The 15,913-nt window shown below is 65.4% G+C and carries 10 protein-coding genes; 5 read left to right on the forward strand and 5 right to left on the reverse strand.

Features of this window, described 5'->3' with window-relative positions:
* Positions 1-80: 80 nt before the first annotated feature.
* Positions 81-167 carry a hypothetical protein gene (locus ACFORO_RS20180; RefSeq protein ID WP_377875791.1) on the forward strand — a complete coding sequence of 29 codons (87 nt, stop codon included), beginning with the start codon at positions 81-83 and terminating at the stop codon, positions 165-167.
* On the opposite strand, the gene ACFORO_RS20185 is transcribed toward ACFORO_RS20180, so the two are convergent.
* From ACFORO_RS20185 to ACFORO_RS20200, 4 genes are all read right to left on the reverse strand, one after another.
* On the reverse strand, positions 148-420 hold the full coding sequence (locus tag ACFORO_RS20185; protein WP_377875763.1) for a hypothetical protein: 273 nt from the start codon (positions 418-420) through the stop codon (positions 148-150). The genes ACFORO_RS20180 and ACFORO_RS20185 overlap by 20 nt on opposite strands.
* 106 nt (positions 421-526) lie before the next feature.
* Entirely contained in the window at positions 527-1,306 is a 780-nt protein-coding gene (locus tag ACFORO_RS20190) for a methyltransferase domain-containing protein (protein ID WP_377875765.1), read from the reverse strand.
* A gap of 636 nt (positions 1,307-1,942) precedes the next feature.
* Positions 1,943-2,683 carry a DUF2637 domain-containing protein gene (locus ACFORO_RS20195; RefSeq protein WP_377875793.1) on the reverse strand — a complete coding sequence of 247 codons (741 nt, stop codon included), beginning with the start codon at positions 2,681-2,683 and terminating at the stop codon, positions 1,943-1,945.
* A gap of 934 nt (positions 2,684-3,617) precedes the next feature.
* Positions 3,618-3,761: a hypothetical protein gene (locus tag ACFORO_RS20200; protein WP_377875767.1), complete on the reverse strand. Its 144-nt coding sequence runs from the start codon at positions 3,759-3,761 to the stop codon at positions 3,618-3,620.
* A 130-nt stretch (positions 3,762-3,891) separates the two neighbouring features.
* On the opposite strand from ACFORO_RS20200, the gene ACFORO_RS20205 reads away from it, so the two are divergent.
* Entirely contained in the window at positions 3,892-6,009 is a 2,118-nt protein-coding gene (locus tag ACFORO_RS20205) for a Z1 domain-containing protein (protein ID WP_377875769.1), read from the forward strand.
* Positions 6,010-6,284: 275 nt separating this feature from the next.
* On the opposite strand, the gene ACFORO_RS20210 is transcribed toward ACFORO_RS20205, so the two are convergent.
* Positions 6,285-6,482, reverse strand: coding sequence for a transposase (locus ACFORO_RS20210; protein ID WP_377896611.1), 198 nt, complete (start codon positions 6,480-6,482; stop codon positions 6,285-6,287).
* Positions 6,483-8,019: 1,537 nt separating this feature from the next.
* Between ACFORO_RS20210 and ACFORO_RS20215 the strand changes: the two genes are divergently transcribed.
* From ACFORO_RS20215 to ACFORO_RS20225, 3 genes are all read left to right on the forward strand, one after another.
* The gene (locus ACFORO_RS20215; RefSeq protein WP_377875771.1) at positions 8,020-8,607 is read left to right on the forward strand and encodes a hypothetical protein; all 588 of its coding nucleotides are present in this window, start codon (positions 8,020-8,022) and stop codon (positions 8,605-8,607) included.
* A 61-nt stretch (positions 8,608-8,668) separates the two neighbouring features.
* Positions 8,669-11,773: a DISARM system SNF2-like helicase DrmD gene (drmD, locus tag ACFORO_RS20220; RefSeq protein WP_377875795.1), complete on the forward strand. Its 3,105-nt coding sequence runs from the start codon at positions 8,669-8,671 to the stop codon at positions 11,771-11,773.
* Between the two features lie 287 nt (positions 11,774-12,060).
* Positions 12,061-15,870, forward strand: coding sequence for an Eco57I restriction-modification methylase domain-containing protein (locus tag ACFORO_RS20225; RefSeq protein ID WP_377875773.1), 3,810 nt, complete (start codon positions 12,061-12,063; stop codon positions 15,868-15,870).
* Positions 15,871-15,913 lie beyond the last annotated feature (43 nt).

Below are 15,913 nucleotides of genomic sequence, written 5' to 3' on the forward strand. Positions count from 1 at the left end.
CCGTCAGCGACCCGATCTTGGTCCATCCGCGGCTTACACGGTTGTCATGACACGGCCGATCCACCAGCGACGAGTACGGAATCCCAGGCGTCAGGCGCAACGACTTCCAGCACGGGCGGATCAGCTGGAACGCGTCGAACGGCGCGCTCACCGTCGGCCGCTTCTGAACGAATGCCCAGTGCGGCGGCGTTCGCGAAGGTCGCGGACGATTCCGGTCACCACCACCGGCGCTGCCGCGCAAGCGACGTAAAGGAGACGCAACGGCACCCCGGGGCGGGCTCTGATGTTCGTCCCGGGGATCGGCGGTCCCGGATTGAACGCCAAGGTCGGCTTCACGTCATGCCAGCGGGTGATCTCGAGATACATCACCCGCCAGGAACCAGCCCACACCGCCGCACCGAGCCACGTCGCGATCCGCACCATCGGACAATGCGCTCTCGCGTGGCGGCAACACAAAGCCAGGCCACTCGGGAAATCGGAGCATCCCCGACTTCCTGCGCAAGGATGCCGGGCCTGTTTCAGTCGCCTATCGCACCGCCAGCAGGACACGATTCGACAGCTCCTGCCAGACCGTTCCCGCCTCGCGGAACCCTGCGTCGCGGAGAGCCGCGACGTGCGCGTCGAGGTCGAGCCGAGTCTCCGGCCGCCGCTTGCCGGCAAACCGTGCCCTTCTCTGCTCCAGCATCGACGCAGCTGCCGGCTCGTCCGCGAACGCTTCCCACCACTGCTCCGCGGTCTCGATCCCCCGCGCCGCGAACTCCGAATCCGACCACTGCTCGTCCAGCGCGCGATCGCTGAGGTCGGCGAAGGTCGGCAGCTCCGGACCGAACGGCAAATGGTCGGCGTTGAGGAACAGACCGCCGGACGGCAAAACCCTCGACAGGTCACCGTAGAGACGGATCAGGGCAGCAGGCTCCAACCAATGCAACGCCGTCGAACTGAACGCCGCGTCCACCCGCGCGCCGCCGAGCAGGCCCACCCAGTCGGACGACGCCAGATCAGCCTCGATCCAGCGCAACCGCCCGCCACCGGTGCCGAGAGCCCCGCGGCCGACCTCCAACATGACCGGATCGATGTCCACGGCGATCACCCGCGCTTCGGGAAATCGCCCGAGCAGCCGCTGGCTCACCGACCCGGGTCCGCAAGCAAGGTCCAGTGCGACGAACGACGCGGGAAGCAGCCGCGCCGCCACATCGAGCATCGCAGCGAACCGTGCTTCGCGGCGGGCGACATAGCCCTCCTGCTGAGCGTCCCACCGCCGCAGCCATCCCGCCCAGTCGGTCTCACCGCGCCGAATTCGGTCCATGAGGCCCCCCAACTGCCGTCCGCCGCCGCGTGGGTCACGGCCGATCGCACGATACGACTCAGGCTGAGAGTTGGCGACAGCGCGGAAAGCCGCTCCTCCGGCGACAGCGGGCGCGGAACGCTCGCGTTTGTGTCCCGAAGCGTTTCTCGTGGCGTCGAGTCGTGCCCATCGCCGTGCCCACGTTCGGTGCCGGCCAGCATCGAGCAGCTTACGGACCGACCGGTCCAGACCCGCCAGCAGGATGAGAGTGCTGGCCTCCCAGCCCGCGGCGAACGCGATCGCGACGACCGCCCCGAGGACGATCAGCACCCAAGCCTCGAGGCGGTCCGACCGCCGCACGAGCGGCCCGCCACGGACCGCCGGCCGGAGCAGCCGCGCGAACGCGCGCACCCGGTCGCCGCAGCCGGAACAATCCACGCCGCAAGAACGCGCCGGAAAATCGGCCGGCGCACCCGAGTTAGCCGGGTGCCTACGAAACGATCGGCGAACTAACCACGCCGAGGGCCAAACGCCTACGCGATGAGCTGCGCGAACTGAACAACGAGAGCGACGCCCTGGACGAAGCGCTGGTGGAACAGCTAGTCGCCAAGCGGGGCCGCCGAGGCGACCGCCGTTACCGCCCGGCACGGCGCTTCGTCAGCCGGCAGCTAGAAGCGCATCTTCCGCCGGCTCCTCGGCCTTGCCGGAATCGGCGGCAACTGTCGCCACGCGGCCCGATCGCCGCCATCGGCGAAGGACACGACGACCATAGTTGTGCGTCCCCGCCACCCGATCCAACTCCGCCCCGCTCGGCGAACGCCCCACAGCAACCTGCTCCGAATAGTGAACCCACATTCGTTCCTCCGCCGTGAACACACCCTCTCCGCCGAGACCCTCCGAGACTGCGCCCCGGCCCGCTGGCCCGGTCCCGCGACGACCCGCGACCGTCTCGGTCTCGCCTCGTTCACACACGGTCTCGGAGCAGGTCTCGGAATTCCGCTGCTTCAACGCACGGTTCAACAACTCCACCGCGAACAACAAAGCCACCGGCGGACACGCCGCCACCACCACCTGCAGCGGACTCTCCACCGGAGTCGACCCCACGTTCGCCAGCAGCGACAGCCCGATCCCGAATACGAACGCCGACCACGCCACCCACCGGCCGCGTTCCCGACCGACCTTCCTCTTCTTCCACAGTTCGACCGTGGCGATCGTCAGCAACCCGTCGACCAGCAACGGCCAGATCGACGCTGTCGACATATCAGCACCGAACCGCAACGCGAACTCCCGGCCATGCCGATACGACGCATACGCCGCACCCGCCCCCACCAGACCCGTACACGCGCACTGCACCCACAGAGCAAGGTTCGGAGCAACCCGATTCCCGGTCTCCCCCATCACCGCACCACCCCGACGACGCGCGCCAACGACCGGAAATACAACCAACCGGAGACCCTCGCACCAGCCGACAGAACCCGGCACCCGCGAGCCCGAGGGGAGCCCGAGAGCGCAGAAACACGACGGCAAACCGCGACACGGTCCGACACCAGCGGCACGCCCGCACTGGGGAAAACGGCCCTGTCCGACATCACTCGGCACCACCCGGTACGTCAGGCTGCGAACTCTTAACCAGCGGGTTCGGGGTTCGAGTCCCTGATGGCGCACACTCACTCCCCAGGTCTTGAGTTTCATTGACCTGGGGATTTTGGTTTTCTGGAGGGGTTTCTTCCGGTTCTGGACTGTCCATTGTGGTCATTGGCGAGCCCGAGGCGAGCCCGAGACTTCGCGCCGACCCGCATCAGCTCGATGACCTTGAACGCGTCGGCGTCCTCGACGAGTTTGAGCATCCCGTCGACCGCGGCGACCACCTCTGCGTGAAGAAGCCCTCGAGCACAACGATCCCGCTATCACGGAACAGGCCGACCTCAGCCACGGGGTCACCGAAATTTGAGGGAGCGAAGTTGCCTAGAAACCGGGTGGCGGGATTGAGCCGTGCCATCGTCACCTCCGCGGGCCAGGGCATAGAGACTACGGGCTAGCCCCAACAGTTCTCGCATGCTCCGGATCAATCGGAGCACCTGCCCAACTCGGGCGCGCCACGTATCACGTTCGAACGCGGGCAAGAACACTCCGACGAGCGGCAGGTCGAACCCGGCCAACGAAACAGAACTGCCAAGCGGGGCACTCACGGACAACGACAGCGTCGAATCGGGCCGCCCGTGTCCGCAGCCCTGCTCAGTCTGCCGGCCCCCAAGCCGGCAGACTGACAGAGCGCTGCGCCTCTGATCGGCCAGCGACATCGGAAAAAGGATCGTCTCCGTTGTCGCGACTGCTATCGGCATGCGATCCACCAGTTGATCGCAGTGATGATCAGTCCGCCGCAACCGCTGGCGAGTCCCTTCAGCAACCCCAGCGCGATCTCCGCACCTGCCCGCCGCCACGGCCCCTGAGACTGTTCGGTCTTCTTTTCAGCCATGCCCATCCTCCTCGTCGTGGGTCGATGCATGTCACGCTGCCGTCCGAGCTGGTGTTGCATCAATTGCAACGCGTTGCAAAATTTTGTGCAACATCTGGGCAACGCGCGGCTCCTAGGGTTTACTTAGCGAGTGCGGCACACCTCCGGTCACCTTGCACCGCTGAGAACCGACCTCCCCGCCGAGCGAGTCGCGCTCGCGAATGCGTTGCGTGCGCAGTTCAGGGTGCTGCTTCCGACGTCCGTGCGTGAATATGCAAGGAAGCAGGCGCTCCAGGCGAGCACAGTGACCCGCTACTTAAGCGGCGCGGTCTTACCGTCCGAGGACTTCATCAACGACCTCGTCGACGAGGTTCAGCTGCGGCTCCAAGCTCCGCAACCTGGGCAGCCCCGAGAGCTGTTGAGCCTGATGCACGCTGCTCAAGACGCTCAGAGCGGGACGTGGGGACATGCGAAGCGCCTGCAGAAGCAGGCGGCAGCCCTCCGAGATCGTCTCGAGTCTCTCGCGCTGAGCCGTCAGGAGCTGCTGGAAGAAAACCGCGAGCTCAGAAACGGTCATTCCTCGGCGAGCGAGTCCATACCTCAGCAACTGCGGGTAGCGCAGAACCGGATCGCCGAACTCGAGCGTGAACGAACTGCTCTCCTCGCACGTCTCGACGACTCTGCCGCCATCCAACTGCCGGAAACGCGGGCGATCTGTGGAGGATACTGGCGATTCTACCGGGAATCATTGCAAGCCCGAGGCTGGTCTGCTCAGGCGATCGCCAATGCCGATTCCGTGGCCACCTCGGTGCTCACGCAGCTAGCGGATCCTTCCGCCAGCGCGCCTAATCACCGCAAGGGGCTGGTGATCGCCCAGCCAGGAAGCGGCCGAACCGCCGCCGCTACCGGACTCATCGCGAAGGCAGTGGACGCGGGATACCGCTTGGTCATCGTCCTCGGCGGCAATCTGAACACACTCCGTCGCCAGGTCCAGGAACGCCTGGACGAGGCGCTCCCCTCGTTGCCAGACGAGCCTGCCATCGTCCGCCTAACCGGCCCGGACCTCGACTACAGCAGGCTGGGCCCGCGCTTGCGCGCACTGGAATTCGAGAAGCAACAGCCTGATCAGCCACTGAACTCACCGGAAAACCTGAATAGCACGGCGGTACGGCTGCTCGTCATCAAGAAAAATGCCGCAGTACTGCGGAAGCTCAACGCCGACCTGAATGCCGCAGCACTCTTGCTTACCGAGGTGCCAACTCTCGTAGTCGACCTGGACACCGATATCGCGCAGCCCGGATCCGCCGTTGACCGGCATGTCAGAAGGCTGCTCCATACGCTCCCGAACGCACAGTACGTTGCCTACACCCACAGTCCGTTTGTAAACCTCCCAGCCGACAATGGAAACGATTTCATCGTCGACTTGCCCAAGCCCACTGACTACTTTGGCCCCGACACCTTCCATGACGCCGGCCAGGAGGCATCGACCGAACAGTTGGACCTGGCCAGGTCCGGAGAGGCCGCCTTCGTCCGCCGCGTCGACCCTCATGCCCGCGGCCTTCTGGCCTCAATGGACGCGTTCGTGCTGACCGGCGCAATGAAGATCCACCGCGCCTCGCAGGTCGGCGAGGCATTCGCGAGACATACCCTATTCGTACACGGGTCAGCCAGACTGGACGAACAAGAAGCACTTCGCGCCCAACTGGCCACCCTATGGCAAGAGACCAACTATTCAAGCGCCGAAAGCATCGCCCGGCTACGCAAACTCTTCGAGGCAGACATTTTGCCGGTGTCGCGAGCTCGCAACACTGAGGTGCAGCTGCCATCATCCTTCGACGAGTTGACCCCCGCGATCGAGACAGCCTTGAATCGCATCGGAAAAAATCCGATCGCCCGCAAACTGGACACCGACGCAGATCTCTTCTGGAAGATCTTCGTATCCAACTCCCGCACAGTAGGCGAATCCGCGAGCGAAGGACTCACCATCCTGCACGTGCGCGACAGCACTGGACCGACCACAATGTTTCAATTATCGGACATCTGGTTCGGATTCCGTCCGCACTATACAGATCTAGTTCGCCTTTATACGCCTCCGACAAGCCATTCCGGCCGTGACCTCTACGCCGAGCTTTCCAGCATTTGGCATACATCGGAAAACCTTCGCAGAGAAATGCTCGAACTAAATAACTCCACTTCCAGCACGAAAGAATCCGCCACACCACGATATGGCGACACAACACGCTTTGACATCGGCAGGAGCGATCGATAGCCAAGAAGCAGACCGGGCGACATCGAAAAATTAGCGCGCTCACCAGATCGGATTCGAAGTCAACAATCTCGTCGACCACGTCAACCAAGAGATGAGAGCACAATGTCGAGCGCGGGTGCGTTTATCCACGGAACAGTCGGCGCGATCATGGATCGCAACCACGGCCCCATTCCAACGCTGCGAGCGGCATTCGCGCACACTGCGCGTAACTCCGACCGCATGGCGGGGTTGCGTGCGTGGTTCCAAAAGTCGCTCACCGACGCTCACCAGCGGCTTTACGCAGCTCGTTCGTATTCGTTGATCGGGCCCCCGAGAAGCCGCTGTCGCTTGATCCGCTGAGTGTTGAGGTCTGCCACGGGGGTAGATGGGCCGGGGTGAGCGAAGCTGGCGAGAACGGTGCGGCCGTCGACGTTGTAGTGCCGGACGTACTCGGCGAGCACAGCCCGCAGACGCCGCTCGTTGAGGATCAACATACGATCGGTGGGTCACCGGGCCGTGCTCGTGGTCGCCGCGCCGGTTCACCCGGCACGCGCGCTGCACTAGCGCGGTCCGCTGGCCAGCTCGGTCACTATTCCCGCCAGGTCGATGTCGGCCCCGACCTCGAGTGTTCCGCGACGAGCGGCGACGGAGGCTTGCGGGCCGTGAAACCCGCGACCTCGACCAGCTCTCGATAACCGCAGGTCAGGGACGCGTCGGGTCCATTCTGGCAGTGAGGGGGTCGACGATGCTGTTCCCACAAATCAGGAATACCCGGATAACACGTTTCCTCGATCCCGCACGCCCGCTCACGACCTGCTCGAAGATCTCCTCGACGAGATAGCCGGCTGCCACCTGCACTATGGCTCGTACTCCAACGACTAGGACAAGGAACTCAACGAACGACTCACCGTCCGATTCGCGAACACGCCCCGGACAGAAGCCGCGGCCAATCAGAACCGGCTGTCATGACATAGCACGACAGCGGACACCGACTAGGCTCGAGCGATCACCGCCGAGCCGAACTGGGCTCGTCGCGCCACTCCTCTTCGGCAGCACCTCCGCCGGAACCGGATGCTGATGCCGCGCACGATGCTCCGCGTCAATCTGTCGTGCCCGCTCCACCAGGACGGGGTCAAGCCGAACTGTTCTCTCACCGGCACCCTCCGACAAGGACTCATGGTGGACGGCCACTGACGCACCGGGACGCTGTTCGGCTGCCCCGTGCACGTCGGCAAGAGCTTGCAAGAGCCCGGGGCCGATTTCGGACCAGCCGATCAGCAACAACGGCCCCACCGCGTCGAACAACGCCCTGCCGACCTCGCCAGCCGCAAGCGGCTCAGCCTCACTCAACGCCAACGTCACCACACTCGCGCCCACCAGCAACCGGCGCGCAGACCGCATGGTCTACAGGAAAGCCCCGCAACGCCGATAACCGCCGAATCGCGACCAGCAACGCCACCACCGTCAAATCAACTGCAGGCGCGACCAACGGCGCCACCCAGACCGGCACACCAACCGAAGGGCAAGCGCCGAGCATGCCGGCGATTCATACAGGCGGACCACCTGGTACCAGGCAGCCTGATTGTCACGGGGCGCTAAAGCTTGGGCTCAGACCGTTAACGTGGATACGCTGGGAAGCGATTCATCAACGGACATATCGGGACGCGCTCGCGGCGCAGCACGCTTGACTCGAGGGGAACTCATGGCGCAGTCCTTGTTCAGCACAACCGAACGAGGGAACGGCCAGATAAGCGCCGAATTGCACCATCCACCTGCACTGTTCTACGCGCTGGGCGCCGAGCTGGGGATGTACCTGCCGCCTGACGACGCGGCCCAGCAACTCGGGACGGATTCTCGATTCACCCTGGCCGAGCGCGGCGGGTGGGCGCTGGCGACGTGGCGTTCCGAGACAGACAGCGACCTGGTCGCTACGATCGACACCATTCTGGACGTCACCGGCAGCATCCCGCTGGATGAGCTGGTCGGCCGGATCCAGGCACGCGCCCGGGTACCTCGGAGGCGGCCATCTCCGTGGCCGCGGCACAACACCCCTTCGAGAGACGTAGTGGGCGCGTTTGGCGCGGCACCAGGTCCCCTGCCGCACGCAAGACGCCCGAGGAGACCGGCCGGCTGTTCCGCAAGGACGGCGCCTGGCTGTTGCGGGTGCAGATCACGCAGGATCATCTCCGCGGGGCGAGCGTCCCGATTCCGGTCGCCCTCGCGACCGCGATCGGTCTCGCACGCGACGACCAGGTCGAGTTCCACTCGCCGGTCGGCCTGGGCGCCGTGCGCTGGTCGGGGCTGCAGCCCACCGTCCCGTCCGTGCGGCTCCTGCTGGAGCGGACCGGCACGCCCATCGGCGCGGTCGTATTCCTGTGGTTCGGCGACGACGGCATATTCGACGTCGAGGTCCCCGTCCCGATGCCCGACGACCCGCCGCTCGCTCGCGCGCTGTGGTTTGCGGGCCGCTGGGAGGCAGCGACGCAGAACGCCGAGCGTGAGCTGGCAGCGGCCGTTCGGCTGTCGGGAGCAGCGGACCGGCACACGCTGATCGCCACCTACCGGGAGCGTGGTGACGATGAGATCGTCGCGGCATTGGAGGAAGCATGGGCGAAGTGAACGAGCGAAGCTGTGCACGAGGGAGGCCATCATGACCGCGGCAGCGACGAATACGCCGACGATGGGCGATCTGGTCTCGGTCCGAGGCCAGAAGTGGTTCGTCAGCGACATCGACGCGACGGATTCGAGCACCCTGCTCAAGCTGCAGAGCGTCGACGAGGGCCGCTTCGGCGAGTCGCTCGAGGTGATCTGGGAGGTCGAACCCGCGCGGCAGGTCCTGCCCTCCGGATCGTTGCCTGAGGTGACCAGCAAGTTCGATCCGCCCGGGCAGCTCGCCGCCTTCCTGGACGCGGTCCGCTGGTCCGCCGTCGCGTCGGCGGATGTCCGAACCCTTCAAGCGCCGTTCCGCTCAGGTGTCGCGATCGAGGATTACCAGCTCGAACCGGTCGTCCGCGCCCTCCACGCCCCTCGTGTCAACCTGCTGCTCGCCGACGACGTCGGTCTCGGCAAGACGGTGGAAGCCGGCCTGGTCGCGCAGGAGCTCCTGCTGCGTCACCGAACCCAGCGGATCATGATCATCTGCCCCGCCGGTCTGACGGTGAAATGGCAAGACGAGATGGCCGACAAATTCGGCCTGGACTTCACCGTCATCGACTCGGAGCGTTGCGCCGAGGTCCGCCGCGAGTTCGGCAGCGCGGCCAACCCGTTCAACGTCCACCCGCTGGCGATCGTCAGCCTGCCCTGGCTTCGCGGCGCGAAGGCGCAACGCCTGCTCGACGAGGTGCTGCCGCCGGACGGACCGACCTACCCGCGCACGTTCGACCTGATGATCCTCGACGAGGCCCATCACATAGCCCCAGCCGCACCGAAACAGGTCTACGCCGTCGATTCCCAGCAGACCAAGCTGATCCGCAGGCTGGCCCCGCACTTCACCCACCGGCTCTTTCTCTCCGCGACCCCGCACAACGGCTACCAGGCATCGTTCACCGCGCTATTGGAGATACTCGACGACCAGCGCTTCGCGCGCGGTGTCGAGCCGGACAAGTCCGCGGCACGGGACACGGTCGTACGACGACTCAAACGGGACATCGTCAATGCCGACGGCACGCCACGCTTTGTGGCCCGCGACACCAGACCTATCCCGGTGGAGTATCCCGACACCGAGCGCGAGATCCATCGCGTGCTCACACAGTTCGCCGAGCTCCGTCACAAGAAGCTCACGACCCAGCGCGGCCGCAAGGCCACCGACCTGGTCACCCTCCTGCTGAAAAAACGGCTGTTCTCCAGTCCTGCCGCGTTCGCGCACACCGTGGCCGTCTACACCGACACGCTCGAGTCCAAGATCCGTGCTGTGACGCCGGCAAGTGACGAAGTGCCGGAGTGGATGGAGGACTTCTTCGACGACATCGCGACCTACGACGACGAGCAGCTTTCCGAGGCCGAGGATGACGCGTTCGGTCGCACCCGCCCAATGCAGCCCGACGCGGACAACGAGGAGAAAAACCTCCTCAAGCGCATGCATGAGTGGGCGCTGACCCACGAGGCCCGGTCCGACGCCAAGGCACACGAGCTGATCAAGTACCTGAAGGCGATCTGCAAGCCGGACAAGCACTGGAGGAACGAGCGGGTCGTGGTGTTCACCGAGTACCGCGACACCCAGCATTGGCTGCTCAGCCTGCTGAGGCAGGAAGGAATGGGTGCGCCGTATGTGGCGGAGATGCACGGCGGTATGACGACCGACGAGCGTGAGCAACTGCGCCTCGCGTTCCAGAAGGACCCCACTGAAAGCAAGGTGCGCATTCTCGTCGCGACCGACGCCGCGAGCGAAGGTATCGACCTGCAGCGACACTGTCACCGGCTGGTCAACTACGACATCCCGTTCAACCCGAACAAGCTCGAACAGCGCATCGGCCGCATCGACCGCTACGGACAGACCCAGACACCAGAGATCCGGCATTTCGTCGGCACCGGCTGGGAGGGGGCGGTCGACCGGTACGAGGCCGATCTGGAGTTCCTGTCCCGGGTCGCGATGAAGGTCACGAAAATGGAGGCGGATCTCGGCTCGGTCAACGCCGTGCTCTCCGACGCCATCCAGCGGCGGATGGTCGGTCAGATCGCCGACTTCGACATTGACAGGGCCGGCCAGAAGAAGGACCGGTTGCCCGCCGAACAGAACGTGCGCGATCAGGTGCGCAGGATCCGGTCGAACCTCGACGAGACGGTGACCGAGCTCGGCATCACGCCGACTCGGGTCAAGCGAGTGGTGGACACGGCGCTGACGCTGGCCCGCCAGCAGGCGCTGAAGCCGTACCTTGACGAAAAACACCTGGCCGAGGGCATGTTCGATGTGCCGACACTGACCGGGTCGTGGGTGCGGGCGAGCGCGGGTTTGCTGGAGAAGTACCAGCCGGACAAGCACCAGAAAGGTGTGGTTCCACGGCAACTGCCGGTCACCTTCGACCAGGAGGTCGCTCGCGGCCGCGACGACGTCGTGCTCGCCCACCTCAACCACCCGCTGGTCGCCATGTCGACCCGGCTTCTCCGGGCAGCGGTGTCCAATGACGACATCGGCCTGCACCGGGTCACAGCGGTGGTCAGTGACGACCCTCGACTCGAGGATGTCCTCGTCGGCGCCTACTCGCGGTTCCTCATCGTCGGTGCGGACGGCGTGCGGCTGCACGAGGAGGTCCTGCACGCCGGTGGCTGGGCACCCGAACACGGCCGGTTCCGCCGGCTGGAGAACCTGAGCGTGCTCGGCGATGTCCTCGACACTGCGCTCGGACAGGGCAAACCGGTGTCCGCCCCGGTGTGGCGCCGCATCGCGGAGCGCTGGCCGCGCGTGTCCGACGGCCTGCTCAATGCCATCGAATGGCGCAAGAACACGCGGCTCGAGTCGCTCAGCCGCGCGCTCAAACAGCGCGAGGTCGACGAGAAGCACCGCATCACCTCCACCATCGAACAGTTCTCGGCGACTCTGCGCGAAAAGCTTGCCGACGAGAACGACGAGGAGGCGCTGTTCAGCCTGGTCGACGTGCAGAAGGCCTCGAAGGAAGAGCGTGAGCAATACCGCAGGGACCGCAGGCACTGGGAAGCACGTCTCGCCGAACTGACCATCGAACGGGACCGCGAGCTCGACGCCATCGCGGCCCGTTACCGCCACCAGGAACCACACCGCTTCCCCGTTGCCGTGGTGTTCGTGGTGCCCAAACGGGAGGCCATCCGATGACGCCCCGTCGTCCCCATGCACCGGACAGCGCGCAGCAGCACCGTGATTGGCTCAGCCTGATCGAGGTGACCGGCCCGTTCCTGTCGCTGCCGGTCCTTCGCGCCACCTGGCCGAACCTGGACGCGATCGACAAGCCGACGCGCGAAAAGCTGCGCCTCGCGCACACCACGTGGCAGGGAGACCCGGCGGCGGGTCAGCGGGCATGGGCGGACTTCATCCTCGGTGAGCTGCTCGGCTGGGGCGATGCCCTGCACTGGAACGACCTCGGCCGGCTGGATGCGCTTGGCGTGGACGTCACCGAGCACGAGACCCGGATCAACCCGTCGTTCGCGCTCGTCGAGCCGGGCGAGGATCCCAAGCCCGCCACGACGCGGATGCTCGGGCTGATCTGCGAACCGGGTACGCAGCCGACCGCTCGGATCGCGGGTGAAGCCTGGGCGGCGACGCCGGTGGACCGGATGGCGCAGCTGTGCCGCCATCACGAGGTCCAGCTCGGGCTCGTGACCGACGGACGCTGGTGGGTGTTCGTTTCCGCACCGCGCGGCAAGGTCACCACCACAGCGGTCTTCGACGCCGTCGCATGGAACGAGGCGGCCGAGCGCGATGTGGTCCGGGCGTTCCTCTCACTGCTCAACCGCAGGCGGTTCTTCGGTGTGCCCGACGACGAGAAGCTCGTCGCACTGCTGCGTCGGAGCGAGGACTCGCAAGAGGACATCACCGAGCGGCTCGGCGTGCAGGTCCGTCAGGCCGTCGAAATGCTGGTGGCGGCGTTCGGCCGCGCCGACACCGCCGCCCGCGAGCGGGGCGAGCCGGGCCTGGAGCGGGTTGACGCGGGCGACGTGTACCGGGCCGCGGTCACCGTGATGATGCGCGTGGTGTTCGTGCTGTTCGCGGAGGAGCGCAAGCTCCTGGCCTCGGACAACGACCTCTACTCCTCGGCCTACTCGGCCGGGCGGCTCCGCGCGGACCTGCAGGACCTGGCGCTGCAGGGTTCGGAGACGGAGCTGGAGAACTCCTCGGCCGCCTGGTACCGGCTGCTTGCGTTGTTCGAGGCCATCTACAACGGCGTCGACCATCCCCGCCTGCGGATGCATGCGCTCGACGGGTCGCTGTTCGCCCCGGACCAGTTCCCGTGGCTGCAGGTCCTCAAGATCGACGACCGGACGGTCCTGCACATGCTCAAGGCCCTGCAGGAAGTCGAGATCGGCACTGGAAAGGCGCGGGAGAAGCGCACGCTGTCGTTCCGCGAACTCGACGTGGAACAGATCGGCTACGTCTACGAGGGCCTGCTGTCCTACGACGGTTTCCGCGCCGAAGACGTCACCGTCAGCCTCATCGGCAAGGAGGGCTTCGAGAAGGAAGTCGCGTTGCGCGACCTCGAATCCTTGGCCGCCGGATGTCCTGATGTCCAGACGCTGGCGAAGACAATCTCCGAGGAATTCAAGGACTACAAGGTCGGTTCCGCCACGGCGGTGGAAAGGAGCCTCGCGCCGCTGGCCCGGGCCGCCAAGGAGGAAGCCCGCCGGAAACTCCTCTCGGTAACGCGCGGGGACAACTCGCTGACCGAACGGCTGCTGCCGTTCTTCGGCATCATCCGGCAGGACCTGCGGGAGCAGCCGGTCGTCGTCATGCCCGGCGAGCTGTTCGTCACCGATTCGCCGCTGCGCAAGAACACCGGCACCCACTACACGCCCCGGTTCCTGGCCGAGCAGATCGTCGAGGGTGCGCTCGAACCGATCGTGTATGAGCCCGGGCCATTGCAGACGGCCACCAAGGAGGAGTGGGAGCTCAAGTCGTCACGGCAGATCCTCGCGTTGAAGGTCGCCGACATCGCGATGGGCTCCGCTGCATTCCTCGTGGCAGCCGCACGCTACCTCGGCGACCGGTTGATCGAGGCATGGACCCGCGAAGGCGATTCCGCGGTTCGCGACTACACACCATCCGGCACCGAGCGCGCGGCGGAAACCGACCAGGTCGTCATCAAAGCCCGCCGCGCCATCATCGAACACTGCCTGTACGGCGTGGACATCAACCCGATGGCAGTGGAGATGGCGAAGCTGTCGTTGTGGCTGGTGTCCATGGATCCGCAGCGCCCGTTCACGTTCCTCGACGACCGGCTCGCGGCTGGCGACTCGCTGCTGGGCATCACCTCGACGGAGCAGCTGGAGCGCATGGACCTGGACGTCGCGCGGGCACGCCGCGAACAGGCTGACCTGTTCGGCTGGGCTGCAGAAGTTCCAGCCCTCGTCGCCGAGGTCGCTGATATCCGCGAGCGACTGTCCCAAATGGATGGTTCGACGTTGTCCGGCCTGGAGGCCAAGCGAGCAGCCCTTCGGGAGGCGGAGGAAAAGTCCAACCGGCTGAGGCTGTTCGCGGACCTCGTCGTGGGCGCGGCGCTGGCGGGAAGCCGCAAGGCGACCGGCTCACGCAGTGCCCAGTTACGGGAGCAGTTCGCCGACGAGGACGCGCGGGACCAGGAAAACTTGGTGCTCGAAGCTAAGCGCCTGGCCGAAGAGATCGCCTCCGGTGCTGCAGAAGAAAAAGCCCAGACCCGACGCAACCAATGGCTGGCAACTGACCTTCCCTCCGGTTCGTTTCCACGCGAACCGCTGCACTGGCCCCTGGTGTTCCCGGAGGTCTTCGCACAAGGCGGCTTCGACGCCGTCATCGGCAACCCGCCTTTCCTGGGGGGACAGAAGCTGACGGGCGCACTGGGCACGGCCTTCCGGGAATACCTCGTCACCGCCCTTGGCGGTGGAGTGCGCGGCAGCGCCGACTTAATCGCCTACTTTTCGCTCCGAGCGCACGAAGTCCTGGATTCGATGGGCCAAACCGGCCTGATCGCCACTAACACGCTCGCGCAAGGCGATACCCGCGAGGTCGGACTCGATCAAATCACCGCCGGCGAGACGACGATCCGGCAGTCCATCAAGAGTCAACCCTGGCCCTCGAAGTCGGCCGTCTTGGAGTTCTGCGCGGTGTGGACCAGCCGCACCAAGCTCAACGACAAGGCTCAGCGTCTCGCCGACGGTGTCGTTGTCCCCGGCATCACCCCCTCCCTCGACGCCGTTTCCCGTGCCACCGGTAACCCGGCGAGGTTGTCGGCCAACTCAAGGAGGTCGTTCCAGGGTTCAAACATCCTGGGCCTCGGCTTCACCATGGAACCGGCCGCAGCCGAGGAGCTCATCGCCCGAGATTCCCGCAACGCCGACGTGCTGTTCCCCTATCTCAACGGCCAGGACCTGAACTCCAACCCGCGCTGTTCAGCGAGCCGATGGATCATCAACTTCCAGGACTGGCCCGAAGACCGCGCGAAAACCTACCGAGAGTGCTACGACCAGGTCCTGCACCTGGTGAAGCCAGAACGAGAAAGCAATCGCTATAGCAAAACAGCGCGAGATCGTTGGTGGCTATACGAACGCTCCAGGCCCGAGCTCTACACCGCCATCGCGGGGCTGGAGCGGGTCGTGGTGATCACGCTTGTAAGTAAGACCGTGATGCCGGTGATGGTGCCGACCGGCCAGGTCTTCTCACACATGCTCGGCGTCTTCGCTACCGACGACAGTGCGATGCTGGCGTTGTTGTCGAGCACACCGCACTACTGGTGGGCGATCACACGCGCATCCACGCTGGAGACCCGAGTGCGCTACACCCCGTCCGATGTCTTCGAGACTCTCCCCCTGCCCAAACTCACCCAGGAACTCCGCCACCTCGGCGACCAGCTCGACACCTTCCGCCGGGACGTGATGCTATCCCGCCAGACCGGCCTGACCAAGACCTACAACCTCGTCCTGGACCCAAACTGTCGCGACAAGGCCGTCGAGGAACTCCGGGCCATTCACCGGGCGATCGACGAGGCCACCATTCGCGCCTACGACTGGGAAGACCGCATCGAAGCGATCGGCGGTCTCGACCACGGCTTCCACCAGGTCGGCCGCGAGACCCGCTACACCATCGGCCCCGCAGCACAGCGCGAAATCCTCGACAGCCTGCTCGAACTCAACCACGAACGCTACGCCGAAGAAGTCGCGAAAGGTCTGCACGACAAGAAGAAGGGCGCGCGGAAACCCAAGGCGGACGAAGGGACTCTCTTCTGATGGAGCGCATCGTGCCGAGCTCACCGGTGGAATTCGTTGCCCC

This window comes from Amycolatopsis halotolerans (assembly GCF_042647905.1).
Lineage (GTDB): Bacteria > Actinomycetota > Actinomycetes > Mycobacteriales > Pseudonocardiaceae > Amycolatopsis > Amycolatopsis halotolerans.

Coding starts and splice junctions, on each gene's coding strand:
- drmD (WP_377875795.1), top strand. CDS start 8,669: ATGGGCGATCTGGTCTCGGTCCGAGGCCAGAAGTGGTTCGTCAGCGAC.
- ACFORO_RS20200 (WP_377875767.1), bottom strand. CDS start 3,761: ATGGCTGAAAAGAAGACCGAACAGTCTCAGGGGCCGTGGCGGCGGGCA.
- ACFORO_RS20210 (WP_377896611.1), bottom strand. CDS start 6,482: ATGTTGATCCTCAACGAGCGGCGTCTGCGGGCTGTGCTCGCCGAGTAC.
- ACFORO_RS20195 (WP_377875793.1), bottom strand. CDS start 2,683: ATGGGGGAGACCGGGAATCGGGTTGCTCCGAACCTTGCTCTGTGGGTG.
- ACFORO_RS20190 (WP_377875765.1), bottom strand. CDS start 1,306: ATGGACCGAATTCGGCGCGGTGAGACCGACTGGGCGGGATGGCTGCGG.